8 protein-coding genes and 1 pseudogene are annotated in these 12,414 nt (G+C 54.0%); 2 read left to right on the top strand and 7 right to left on the bottom strand.

Annotated features, from left to right (window positions below):
- Nucleotides 1–259: 259 nt before the first annotated feature.
- A pseudogene (gene istA, locus K6117_RS14450) lies at nucleotides 260–1,589 on the top strand (IS21 family transposase).
- 299 nt (nucleotides 1,590–1,888) lie between these two features.
- On the opposite strand, the gene K6117_RS08815 reads toward istA, so the two are convergent.
- The 4 genes from K6117_RS08815 to K6117_RS08800 all read right to left on the bottom strand — a co-directional run bounded on the left by K6117_RS08815 (nucleotide 1,889) and on the right by K6117_RS08800 (nucleotide 7,158).
- Nucleotides 1,889–2,029, bottom strand: coding sequence for a hypothetical protein (locus tag K6117_RS08815; protein ID WP_221794067.1), 141 nt, complete (start codon nucleotides 2,027–2,029; stop codon nucleotides 1,889–1,891).
- A 567-nt stretch (nucleotides 2,030–2,596) separates the two neighbouring features.
- Entirely contained in the window at nucleotides 2,597–4,171 is a 1,575-nt protein-coding gene (locus tag K6117_RS08810) for a putative bifunctional diguanylate cyclase/phosphodiesterase (RefSeq protein WP_221794065.1), read from the bottom strand.
- 1,072 nt (nucleotides 4,172–5,243) lie between these two features.
- A complete protein-coding gene (locus K6117_RS08805) occupies nucleotides 5,244–5,897 on the bottom strand; it encodes a PilZ domain-containing protein (RefSeq protein WP_221794063.1) in 654 nt (217 codons plus the stop codon).
- Nucleotides 5,898–6,702: 805 nt separating this feature from the next.
- Nucleotides 6,703–7,158, bottom strand: a complete 456-nt coding sequence (locus K6117_RS08800) for a ferritin-like domain-containing protein (protein ID WP_221794061.1) — start codon at nucleotides 7,156–7,158, stop codon at nucleotides 6,703–6,705.
- Between the two features lie 560 nt (nucleotides 7,159–7,718).
- Here K6117_RS08800 and K6117_RS08795 point away from each other — a divergent pair.
- Nucleotides 7,719–7,937, top strand: a complete 219-nt coding sequence (locus tag K6117_RS08795; protein WP_221794060.1) for a hypothetical protein — start codon at nucleotides 7,719–7,721, stop codon at nucleotides 7,935–7,937.
- 122 nt (nucleotides 7,938–8,059) lie between these two features.
- On the opposite strand, the gene K6117_RS08790 is transcribed toward K6117_RS08795, so the two are convergent.
- From K6117_RS08790 to K6117_RS08780, 3 genes are read right to left on the bottom strand one after another with little or no spacing between them, the layout of a single operon-like run.
- Nucleotides 8,060–8,749 (bottom strand): response regulator, encoded by a 690-nt coding sequence (locus tag K6117_RS08790; RefSeq protein WP_425514698.1) that lies wholly within the window; start codon nucleotides 8,747–8,749, stop codon nucleotides 8,060–8,062.
- Complete coding sequence (locus tag K6117_RS08785; protein WP_221794056.1) at nucleotides 8,746–10,239, bottom strand: DUF4118 domain-containing protein; 1,494 nt, start codon at nucleotides 10,237–10,239, stop codon at nucleotides 8,746–8,748. The genes K6117_RS08790 and K6117_RS08785 overlap by 4 nt, the downstream gene beginning before the upstream one ends.
- 48 nt (nucleotides 10,240–10,287) lie before the next feature.
- A complete protein-coding gene (locus K6117_RS08780) occupies nucleotides 10,288–12,192 on the bottom strand; it encodes a potassium transporter Kup (RefSeq protein WP_221794054.1) in 1,905 nt (634 codons plus the stop codon).
- Nucleotides 12,193–12,414: the final 222 nt, after the last annotated feature.

Raw genomic sequence — 12,414 nt, 5'->3', positions numbered from 1 at the left:
TGGGGATGAAATTCCTTAATCGGCGCAAGCATCATCGGGTCGTATTAGAGCGTCTCTCTGCCGAGACCCAATATTCTGGTCGAATGTTTAACTGGAATATCACGCGCCCCTGATGGGGTGCGTAAATCCACGTTACACGCAAGCTTTGCAGCACCGTCGTATGGTGGTGTGTCGGGCAGTGTGTTGGTTGCCGCTGAGAATTGACTCATGTTGAACTGACCCTTGGCTTTGGCGAGCGAGGGGGCATGGAGTGTTAGACATGGCGTTTTTGAGCGTAATTCGTCGTTGGCATTGCCGCGATCATCTATTGATCCGTGAGATTGTCTGAAGGACAGAGCTTTCACGTAATACGATCCGCAAATATCTGCGGTCAGATACGATAGAGCCGCAGTTCAAGGTGCCGGAACGGCCGAGCAAGCAGGATCCGTACGCCGATCGTCTGTCGGCCTAGCTTCACCGCGAGATGGGGGTGTTCGCGCAAATAGAAGCGTACGCTCAAGCAGATGCACTCGGATCTGGTGTGCTTGGGTTGTGACGGTATCTATGGCCGCGGGACATTTGTGCCATTGTCCTTTGCCCCAAGAGAGGCGTTTCAGTTCGATTGGAGCGAGGATTGGGCGATTTTGATGGTGTACGCATCAAGTTGCAGGTGGCGCACTTCAAGCTCAGCTACAGTCACGCCTTCATCGTCCGGGCCTATCTTCTTCAGACCCACGAGAAGTTGTTCGATGCCCATAATCATTCGTTCTGTGTGCTGGGCGGCGTTCCTGGGCGAGGCATATACGATAACATACGCACTGCAGTGGACAAGGTCAGCTACGGCAAGGAGCGGACCATTAATACCCGCTTCCTGGCAATGGTCAGCCATTTCCTCTTTGAGGCCGAGTTCTGTAATCCGGCTGCGGCATGGGAAAAGGGACAGGTCGAGAAGAACGTCCAGGGTGCGCGCCACTTCCGTGGCAGCCCACACCGCAAGCCGAGAGCCTCAACGCTCTCAACCTAGGCTGGAACAGCGCTGCAAGGCTCTATGGCAGGATAGAAGTTCGCCAGGCTCTTGCCGATGCCTAGGCCGATAAAGTGGATAGCCTGATGCCGGTGGGCAGACAGTTCGATGGCTGCGTCGAATGTAGCAAGCTGGTCTCACCAACCTGCCTAGTTCATCTCGAACGCAACCGTTATAGTGTTCCAGCGTCCTTTGCCAATTGCCCCGTCAGCCTGCGCGTCTATCCCGATCGCTTCTTGGTCGTGGCTGCAGACTAGTCCGTATGCGAGCATCAGCGGATCATCAATCGATCCCATGATGGCCCCGGATATATTGTTTATGACTGGCGACATTATCTGGCAGTGGTGCAACGTAAGCTAGGTGCGTTGCGAAATGGCGCGCCATTACTGGAACAGCCCGAGGCGTTCGGGCGGTTGCCATGGCGCTTGATGCGGGTGTTCCGACCACAACCCATATCCTCAACCTGCTGCGCAGGCGGCTTAACGGAAAGCCGATCACAAACCCGCCGGTGATGGCACCACATCTTCCAGTACATCAACGCGTTCTACAACACTCGTCGATGCCATTCATATCTGGGCGGCATTAGCCCGCTCGCATTCGAAGCCAAGGTGACATAATGAGATAGGTGACCGGCACAAAACCGTTACAAGTCTAACAAGTATTATTTCCAATGCCGAATACATCACGAAGTTCGATCGGAGGTGAGGCGGCAAGGGCCAGAGCGAGTAAGATCATTTTGGCCTTTTTCGATTAACTGCACGCCGAGTTATGCCCCTGATTTGTGCTTCAATGTCAGCCTCGCTCATACCACTGTCCCGCAATGCCCGCTTACTTAATTCGAGCATCCGGCTCAATTTACTTCTAATATCGTCGTCAGGTGAATTCTTATCCATCGCGATTCTCCGGTGCGGGTTTGTGCTTGGCGACCTTCTTCAAGAGCTTATTCCAGGGGGCTTCATCCTCGTCCGCGCCTATCTCGCGAGCAGCTTCCTCAAACTTGTCCGATTGATTTTTATCTTCTGGCATCAGAGCACTTTTCTGAGTCGGTTCGAAGTTGTGAACCGGTAGATAAATGGACGCTTTTCACTCTGACAAATTTTAATAAGTTTATCATAGCTGTGAGCGAGATTCTTGAGCTTGAAGAAGTCAATCTTGTGTTGCTGTATCGCCTTAAGGGCGGGGCTTTCAGACTGCCACTTTGCATCGTGACTGCAAACCACCCACTCGTTGCGCCAACGACTTCAGGGCCACCTTACCATATGCGTTGAACCATGTGAATCGCCCATGAAGATAGAAACTCAGATTGCATATTTGGCCCGAAATCAGGCGGGGGAAACTAGTTGACTGATAGGTAAGGCGCTCGCCGGTGATACCTGGCATCGCCGCAACGGACCGATCTCGGTCCTGCTCCTGCTGCATCAAGGCCGCATTACCGGAAAATTCGCATTCAAACGGGAGGAAGAGGTCGGGGGGGGGGGGGGGCAGTATGCTTGCGGTGAGATTGACATGTATTAGTATAAATAATTTCACGGCGATCGAGATAAATAAACACTTGAGTGGGAGTTGGTGGAGAAATATCTGTGGTTTCAGGTCTCAGATTGCCCCAAGTCCAGTGGACACATTGGTTCCGCCGTTGACAGTCCCACACATATAAGTTGACGGATTTTGCACGACCATTCGTGCAAGATCACTTAGTGAAACAGCTCTCGAATATAGGTGACCCTGAAGAATGTCACACCCACTTTCTAGCGCGATCTTCTCATGGAACAGTGTCGCAATTCCTTCAGCCACAACCTGAAGGTTAAGCGCATGGCCAAGCGAAACAACAGCATGAATAATGTCAGCACCTCGTCCTTGGGTAGCCGCCTCAATAAATGAACGGTCTATCTTCAACTTATCTACACTCAATTCACGCAAATAGGACAGTGACGAATATCCTGTACCAAAATCGTCCAGCGCCATTGTAAATCCTGCCGCCCTAAGTTCTTCCATTATTTCATTATATTGCATCGCATTGAGCATCGTATGGTGTTCCGTTATTTCCAGTTCGATTCTCTTACAGGGTAGCCCATATTCAGCGACCAATTCCGCGAGCTGGGTTGCGAGTCGCGGGTTTGCAAATTGCAGCGGTGACAAATTCGCCGCGATTGTGATGTCGGGTATTAACTGCGCGGCCAGACAAGCTTGTCGTATGACCAATTCACCTACTGCATCAATCAGCCCAGCCTCCTCCGCGATTGGAATGATTTCGTCCGGGTTCACTGACCCCAGCTTGTCATCAGTCCACCGGAGAAGGCCTTCGGCTCCGATAATCTTCCTATCAACCGACAATTGAGGTTGAAAATCCAACCTCAGACCGTCACCGGTTTCAAGCGCTTTACGGAGACGCATTTCCACCAATGCCTTGCGCCTGACTGCATTATCGATTCTGGAGCAAAAAATATGGTAGCAGTTTCTGCCTATGGATTTGGCATGGTACATCGTAATATCTGCCCGGCGTATCAGGGCAGCACGGCTCGAGCTGGCTGATATGAACACAACCCCAACGCTCGCACTCACGCGAGCCTCTTTTCCTTTAATAACAATCGGTTGTGAAATCGTGTTTACAAGGTTGCTACACAATTCCTCGACCGCCTGACGTCCGTCTAGATTTGTTGCCAGGATTGCAAATTCATCACCACCAAGTCGTGCCACAGTATCGCCGATGCTGGAACGATCCAAAAGATGTTTGGCCACTTCTTTGATCAACAGGTCACCGAATGCGTGCCCCAGCGTATCATTAACAGCCTTAAAGCGATCAAGATCAATGAACAAAAGCGCCGACTGTTCGTCATTCGTTTTGCAGCGCCGGATGGCATCATCTATTCTTTCCATCAACAAAGACCGGTTTGCGAGACCCGTCAGTTGATCGCGGCGCGCTTCGTCACGTGCGGCGGCTTCACTAACCTCAAGCTCATGTAATAGATGGAAAATCGCGCGGTACAATAACGACATCACTAAAATAGTTGCAACTGTAGAAGACAGTACGATTGGCCAGATAGCTGAGAATGCCTTGACGCCGGTCAGATCTGCCCTCTGCGCTAATCCGACTATGGTGGAGGCGGTCAAGACAATCGTCAGCACGGTTGCTGACACGATTGGGGGTGTCAACTTTCTGGAATATTCCATCGCGCATTGCCTTCTCGAGAGTGGACCCAAAGGCAGGCAATAGACTGACATTATTAACAAAACGTATGCTACGATTTATTCCATTCGGGTAGATTCATATACCCTTGCGATTGCCACAATGGGTAATATGCAGAATGCGACCCGTTGTGGAAACCGTCTGACTTGGTTTCCGATAAATAAACATATTATATCAATTCGTTAATGTTTTTATTTCGGATTTTGGACAGAATTAGTAACGCATGCCAACCTGACTTGAAGCTGACATGCGTTACCATCCGCGACCCGGAAACAAACAAATACTACATTATGACTTTATATTAAATCCATAATGGTGACATTTGAAGTCGATGCTGATGTGGATAAACTTCTCGCCAAAATGATTTGATATGGTGCAAATGACGGCCCGGGTATGCGAGTGGCCTTATCGAATGGTATATATTCGGAGTAGAAAGCGCGGATTTTCTTAGGTCTGCCGAAGCACACCCGCGTCGCTGCAAGGTCCTTAATCGGCATTGCAGCTGTGCGGCAGGCCGCCGCTTCGATCATTGCAGATTCGAGAATGCGTTCATGTTACAGTTGGCGATGTCGTATTGAAAACGGCCCACTTCGTTTTGGTGCCCCAGCCTACAGCTGCGGCACTCGTTCAAAAAGGTTGCTTGGTGACGCGTACAACACTCAACCGTTTCCTGATCGAACTACGGTGTGCTGCTCGCTGACTGCGCTGACCCGAGCCGTCTGGCCCTGATCCGTAATGGGCCCGGGATCGGCTATCGACTTAAAAGAGGGTAAGCCGCGATTGCGATGTTCGGTTGGCAGATATGCCTCGGACACAGATTTATGTCTAACGATGAGATCATCTTTGATGGGGCCTGCAGCTATCGCTGGATATAGGTGCCTCTGCCACTGGTTCGGGGCACAGGCAGAACCGGCGCTGGTTATTCCTCGCGCCTACATACGAATTTGAGAATGCCGGCGATTTTCTCTGGATGCAAGGAGCAAAAAGGGGGGGGGGCGCACGGCGCGCTCCAACTTTTGGTCCGGGGCGAAACGATCCTATCAATTCAGTCGGTAATCATTTATCCTCACTCGCTTTAAGATGCGTGGTGATCGCCCATTCTGCAAGCTCCTCAAACCTGAACGTACGAAAGAAGGTGAGGCCTGAACGTCCTTCCCGCGACCACTGAACATTGGCCCTACGGGAATCCAGACCGTCAATGATGATATGCACAATCTCGCCCGGAATGAGCGGCTGCCCCGAAATCTTGGCACCGTTCTGGGAAATATCCAGTAATTCGACGCGACAGGTCTCATCCACCCTCTGTAGGTTCGCCTGACAGCTAACCTCAAGCCGGGGAGCGCGCTGAATAAAACCGTCAAGATTTCTCTGGGACATGAGCCAGAGAGTATGATCGACATCTATGGGTTCATCAAATTCCACACCAACCTGGACGCTGTTTGACCATGCAACTCTGCCTGCCAGGCAATAGTCAAAATGAGTTTTGATCGTGACCGGTGTCTCGGTTGGCAGCTGGATGTGTACATGGCCCATCATCCCCGTCGTGGAGATATTGCGAACCAGGCAAATACCCTGAAAGTCTCCGGCAGTGATCAGCGCCGGACGGAAGATGGCGACGTGGCGTTTTGCAACTCGCCGCTCAATCTGCGGCCATGAAGGCAGTTGTCGTCGAAGCCGCCTTACGGGGTTGGAACTGACAAACGCACACATCTTTGCATCCTTTCCATCTGTGGGATCAGGGGGCAGCGTTGCGACAGGGGTCCGTTGCTGATGAGCGCACCAGACGACAGACCTTATTATCTATGATTGGTGTTATTATTATCATTTTTCAAATAAGATGACGATTTTGTTCCGTAATTATGGTTTAATATTGTAAATATTAACAGATATTAGGCATATATATATTTATAATGCTCACGAATTTTATCTATATATTAAAATAGTTAATAAGATATTTATCTGAATGCTAATGTAATATTTCAATAATATATTGATATTTATTAATATTTATATTGGCGTTGCCGGTTCAGCCCAGTCGATCGACGATAAAGGACGAGTCGGAGTGGACGGATCAGGCGATCGAATCGCGATCTGTTTGGCAAGCAATGACCTGTCACGAGATTTTCATCCAGCCCTGATGAGAGCTACAGTGGCTGTGGTTAAGGCGGCTCTTGAATGTGAGGAGGGCGCCTGAATGCAGTCGGACGCCCTCAACCATGCCGATCCTGAAGGATCAGAAATTCATGCCGAGGCCGTACAGCACCTGATGGTGATTGAAATCGGCTTCATAGTTCGAATAGCGATACTCGACCTTCGGGTACCCCCGGTCCACACATGAAATTGACAGACAACCGACCGTGCGCTGGTCGTTTTCCAAATTTGAGTCTTGGCAACAGCCCATTTCCTTGCGGGATGATTCCCGAATAATGGGCGCTAATATGATAATGCAGCAGATTCGTAATATGGCATTCGCATTTGTGCCGGCACAAATGCGAATGCCTTCAATGTGCATGGGTCAGCCGTTGAACGCCTCGACATCGCCGGGCTTTCGCAGCATCTTGTTGACCTCATCGAGATGTTGCTCCTCAAGCATGATCATTTCCCGCGCATATTCCTCGAGCAACACCGACTTGTCTGAAGCCTCTTTAAGAAGCTCGTAATAAAGACCAAGTGTCAACTTTTCATGTTCAAGGCTTTCCCGCAAAATATCGCCGATGTCGTGCTTGGCTGTTTCCAGAAGCTGGCCGATCTGAAGCGAAGGGTGACCGCCTAGCAATGTGACCAATTCACCGGCTTTACGAGCATGTGTAAGCCCTTCCAGTGCATTGCCTTCCAACCAGGACACAATAGGGATACGATTGTAGCCGTAAACCATGAGGGAATAGTGTGTGTAGCGAACGACGCCAGCCAGTTCTGCTTCCATGATACGGTTGAGAATAGCGATCGCAGCTTTCTTGTCATGTTCAGTCATCGTAACCTCCTGAATGCGCCAAGTGTAACTTCAATGAAATGGGGGGCTTGGCGTGAAGCACATTACCGCATCCTCACCTTCAACACTATAAATTGAGGACACCAAGTTTTGCAGAAGGACGCCTCGGAGTGCCAGCTGTCGGGTCGATGGTGGGAGGCGTGGGCAGTCGCTACTTTGTTCCGGTGATTCCTCTGCATCATGCAGGCGCGGCATGACGCTTACGCTATGCGAGGCGCTGAATATTACAGATCAGATCGGTTACCGATTTTGATGCGAGACAGAGCCGAGCCGAATGCAATCGGATCACATAAAACTGCAGTCTGAAACAAGCCTCTTGACCCTGACATAATACACGATTCTGGATTGTAACAGTTCTGCGTCGGTTCCCTAGGCTTCTCAAGCCCGTGCAAGGAGGCCGACGGGATGATCAGGCATGCCCATGCCAGCTATACAGGCAGCCTCAGCAATCGTTCACCGAGCTCAGGAAGTCCAGTCGAGAATGTCGGTCCATTGGAAAGCTGCATATGGACTTCTGCACCTGATCGCGCATGTGTCGTCCCATGCACGAAACACCATTCGAGAACGAGCTGCTGGATCTGGCTGACCGGTTATGTACCGTCGTGGGCATGATCATGGAAGACCACCATTGTTTGGCGGTCTTTTCATCGGCAACACAGACTGCCGCGAAGCTCCAGGATATTGAAGAACTCGCCACGGCAGTCCAAAACATGGCTACCCTGATTGCGGCCGCTAAGGTGCTCACGCGATTGGGCGGATAAATCAGAACTACGTGATCGGCGACATCTTTGGCACTCCGGAGCGTCTACTTCAAGCGCCGGATGAGGAAAGCAGATATCGGCAGCAAGCGTCATTCCAGCCCTGCAGCTAGCCCAATTAATGCTTACTCTCTGTTCAGCCGATAGCCAATTCCAGGCTCATTACGGATCAGGGTCGGGCGGCTCGGGTCAGATTCAAGTTTCAAACGCAGGGCCCGGGCCGTGACGCGGAGATATTCATTGTCCGTCTCATGGGCCGGCCCCCAAATGGACCGCAGCAAATGGGCATGGGTCAGCACCTTGCCCGCATCATGTGCCAGCAGGGCAAACAACGCATATTCTTTCGGTGTCAGATGCACCTCAATACCCTTGCGACGGACAATCCGGGCATCTGCATCGAACTCCACTTCACCGAAGGTCATGACTGGTGGCTGTGCAGGCGCAGGCTGACGGCGACGCAACGCCGCGCGCAGGCGGGCAAGCAGTTCATCAGTGTCGAAAGGCTTGGTCACATAATCATCCGCACCCAGATCAAGTGCCGCAATCTTTTCGTCCGTCGCATCACGCGCCGACACAACGAGAATCGCCATGTCACCCTTGCTCGCAAAATTGGCGACCAGTTCCAGACCATCTCTGTCAGGCAACCCCAGATCAATCAGCACAGCATCTGGCTTGCGCGATGCAACCAGAGCCACCGCTTCGCGCGCGTTCGCAGCGTCGATCACGTCATAGCCCGCCCGCGTCAGCGCGGCACCGATCAGGCGACGGATTTGCGCTTCGTCATCTATTACGAGGATGGTCTGGTTGGACATCATGGCATCGCCTTGTCGCGGAGAGCCAGTGACGCAGGAAAGCGAATTGTAAAAATTGCCCCCGTTTTCTCCGGTTCCGAAATATTGGACGCGGTGACGGAAAGTCCCAGCGCCCGCGCAAAACCATCGACAACGGCAAGGCCAAGTCCGCTACCCGGCATCCGGTCTGCGTTCGTCCCCCGCTGAAAAAGCGAGAACAGGTCTCGCCCCATCTGAGCCGGAAAGCCAGCCCCCCGATCGGCAACCGTCAGAAGCACATCCCCATCTTCATAGCGAGCCGTGAGCGCAATCGCGGCGCCATCCGGGCTGTATTTACAGGCATTTTCAATCAGGTTGATCAGCATATGGTGCAACAGCACCGCATCCGACCGGACCAGCGGCAAATCGGGTGCAATAAAGACATGGGCCGGATGGTCTGCGATCGCGTTGGGCAAGGCCTCCAGCGCGGCATCAATGACATCAGTAAGATCGATGACTTCACTGGCATGGGGCAGCGCATTCGCCTTCAGCCGGGCGAGGTCGAGCAGGTTCGTCACCATCCGTTCCAGTCGTGTCGCTTCGGCACGTGTGGCGGCAAGCACGCCTGCAGTATCCGGTTCGAGTGCATCCAGTCCGGCGCGAATGCCGGTCAAGGGCGTGCGAAGATCATGGCTGATCGAGGCAAGCAGCGCCTCGCGCATGGCGTCCTGCTGCGCACGAGCCTCAATTTCCGCCTGCGCTTGCGCGACTCTGGCCCGGTTCAACGCGTCGCCGCCACGCGCCACCGCCTGAATTATCAAGGATAGGTCGTCATTAGCGACCGGCGCCTGCATGCCACCGCGCCAGAACTGGGCAAGCCAGCGTTTGTCACGCCCGACGTCCATCGGCAGGAACAAGGCATCGGCCCCGGCCATCACCGCTGCCCCCCGACCCGCCGCCTCGCCATGGCTCAAGGCCCATTGCGCCGCGGAATGATCCATCGGGCTAAGGCGGAGTGAACAGTTTTCCAGTGTGTCGCCCGCAATCAGTTGCACATGTGCACCCGACCAGTCTGCCAGACAACGCATGAGCAACGCAGCTAGCTCCTCTTCATCCCGCAATTTTGACATATCGACCGATAGTTGCGCGAGTTTCGAACTGTCGGCGGCAAGTCGCTCAGCCCGCTCGGCCTGCGCTTTCAAACGAGCGGAGAACTGGCTGACGGCCAGCGCCGTCAGCGCGAACATCACCAGCGTCAGCACATTGTCGAGACTGGCGACGTGCAACGTCCAGGTGGGCGGCACAAAGAAGAAATTGAAAGCCAAAGTTGCTGCCGCTGCCGTCGCCAGCCCGACCCGGACCCCGTCCCGCCCGGCCATCACCACGACGGGCAACAAAAAGATGAAGGCGAGATTGGCAAGACCGATCCATGGCGCGATCAGTAACCCCAGAGCAACACACGCGCCGATCAGGACCATCGCCGATGCGGCAATGGCCCATAATGGGCGGTGTGCGGAACTGTGATCGGCAATCATGTCCCTTCATCGCACGCTGTTGCCCGCGCGTCGATTCCGTCCATCGCGTCAAATTTCCATGCGGGTGCCCAGTTCAACCACGCGATTGGGCGGAATCTGGAAGAAGTCGGTGGGATCGGACGCATTGCGCTGGAGAAAGATAAAGATGATGTCCTGCCAGAACGGAAGGCCGACTTCATGGCTGGGCGTGAGCATATGCCGCCCGATGAAGAAGGACGTGCCCGCGGTGCCGGGTGACAGCTCTCCTGTGCCGAACAGATCGCTCGGCACGTCAGGCGTTTCCATATAGCCATAACGTAGCGTCGCCCAGACGAAATTCTCGTCAATCGGCTCGACCGAGAGCCGCGCACCATCGTCGATATGCGGGGCGGTGACATTGCGGACGGTGACAATGATATTCTGCTGGTGCAGCACTTTATTGTGCTTGAGATTGTGTAGCAGCGCCACGGGGGCAACCTTGGGATCGGAGGTCAGAAACACGGCTGTCCCCTCCACCCGGCGCGGGGGGCGGGCCTCCAGCACCTTCGCCATATCCGCCATCGATACCGTGTCGCGCTGCGTCTGATCGGCCATATAGGCGCGACCTTTCAGCCAGATTCGGATCACCAAGCCAATCGCCGCCGCAATCACCAACGGCACCCAGCCGCCTTCGATCACGCGGAGGCAATTCGCGCCGAGGAAGAACAGGTCGAGCAGCAAAAAGGGGGCGATGAAGAGAATCGCCGTCACCAGCCTCCACTGCCAGAGCTTCCACAACACGATGAAAGCTAGGCAAGTGGTAATGACCATGGTCCCCGTCACCGCGATGCCGTAGGCCGCCGCCATTGATGAGGATGTCCTGAACTGGACAATCAGCAGAAACACCCCCGCCAGCAACAACCAGTTGATGACCGGCACATAGATTTGCCCTGAATGATGTTCGCTGGTCTGCTTGATCTGCATGCGCGGGAAAAGTCCCAGCGAAATGCCCTGCTGCGTCAGCGAATAGGCCCCGGTGATCACTGCCTGACTGGCGATGATCGTGGCCAGCGTTGCGAGCATCACAAGCCCCAGACGCACGGATTCCGGGGTCATCAGAAAGAACCAGTCTGCACTGCCCAGCGTGCGTCCAGCCGCTTCCGCCGCCGTAAGCTGCCCCATCGCAAACGCCCCTTGACCGAGATAATTGAGGGTGAGCGCGGGGAATACGAGCAGAAACCAGCCGATCCGGATGGGCAGCCGGCCGAAATGTCCCATATCCGCCGTCAGCGCCTCCGCCCCCGTGACCGTCAGAAACACAGCGCCCAGCACGAACAGGCCGGTCACGCCATGATCGAGCAAAAAACCGACAGCATAAGCCGGGTTGATCACGGCAAGCACCTCAGGCGCATTTGCCAGATTCATGGCGCCCACGCCCCCGATTGCCAGAAACCAGATGACGCAAATGGGACCGAACAGTCTAGACACGCTGGCCGTGCCAAAAGACTGGATCGCAAACAGGCCGGCCAGAATACCGATGGAAATGGCCATGATCAGATGCTCGGTCATCGCGGTTTCAAGGCCGGGAATGGTCTTGATCCCCTCGACCGCAGAAAGCACCGACAAGGCAGGGGTAATGATCGCATCGCCATAAAACAGCGCGGCCCCGGCAGCGCCCAGCACGGTGATGATCGACCATCCGCCTGTCGCCCGCTTGGCCAACGCCATCAGCGACAGCACGCCGCCCTCGCCATTATTATCCGCGCGCATCAGGAACAGGACATATTTGATCGTGACTACAAGAATGAGCGCCCAGAGCGCGAGGCTCAGTACGCCAAGAATTTCGGCCCGGCTGATCCCCTCGCCGACGGACTGCGCCAATGCCTCGCGAAAGGCATAAAGCGGGCTGGTGCCAATATCACCAAAGACAACGCCAATCGCACCGATCGTGAGCGCACTCAATTGGCTTTTGCCAAGGGCGGGGGTGGTGGACATGGGCATACTCCGACGAGTGCGAAAACATGCCTGCTCTCACCACGGATCGGCGTAAAATTGCCATGTGAATTTCACACCGTACCCATAAGGATTTCATAAATTTGTCCGGCAATGGGATGATAACGATGTTGCCTAGGTGACCGGCGTAAAATCACGCAGGCACTTGAACGGCCCCGGGGTTACCGGAGGCGCGGTCGCGTTCCTACGCGACCCCGCCCTCAA

It is taken from the genome of Alteraquisediminimonas sediminicola (assembly GCF_019740335.1).
GTDB lineage: Bacteria > Pseudomonadota > Alphaproteobacteria > Sphingomonadales > Sphingomonadaceae > Alteraquisediminimonas > Alteraquisediminimonas sediminicola.
This window is presented reverse-complemented; position numbering and strand designations above follow the sequence as displayed.

Coding starts and splice junctions, on each gene's coding strand:
- K6117_RS08780 (WP_221794054.1), bottom strand. CDS start 12,192: ATGTCCACCACCCCCGCCCTTGGCAAAAGCCAATTGAGTGCGCTCACG.
- K6117_RS08795 (WP_221794060.1), top strand. CDS start 7,719: ATGCACGAAACACCATTCGAGAACGAGCTGCTGGATCTGGCTGACCGG.
- K6117_RS08785 (WP_221794056.1), bottom strand. CDS start 10,239: ATGATTGCCGATCACAGTTCCGCACACCGCCCATTATGGGCCATTGCC.
- K6117_RS08810 (WP_221794065.1), bottom strand. CDS start 4,171: ATGGAATATTCCAGAAAGTTGACACCCCCAATCGTGTCAGCAACCGTG.
- K6117_RS08800 (WP_221794061.1), bottom strand. CDS start 7,158: ATGACTGAACATGACAAGAAAGCTGCGATCGCTATTCTCAACCGTATC.
- K6117_RS08815 (WP_221794067.1), bottom strand. CDS start 2,029: ATGCCAGAAGATAAAAATCAATCGGACAAGTTTGAGGAAGCTGCTCGC.
- K6117_RS08790 (WP_425514698.1), bottom strand. CDS start 8,749: ATGATGTCCAACCAGACCATCCTCGTAATAGATGACGAAGCGCAAATC.
- K6117_RS08805 (WP_221794063.1), bottom strand. CDS start 5,897: ATGTGTGCGTTTGTCAGTTCCAACCCCGTAAGGCGGCTTCGACGACAA.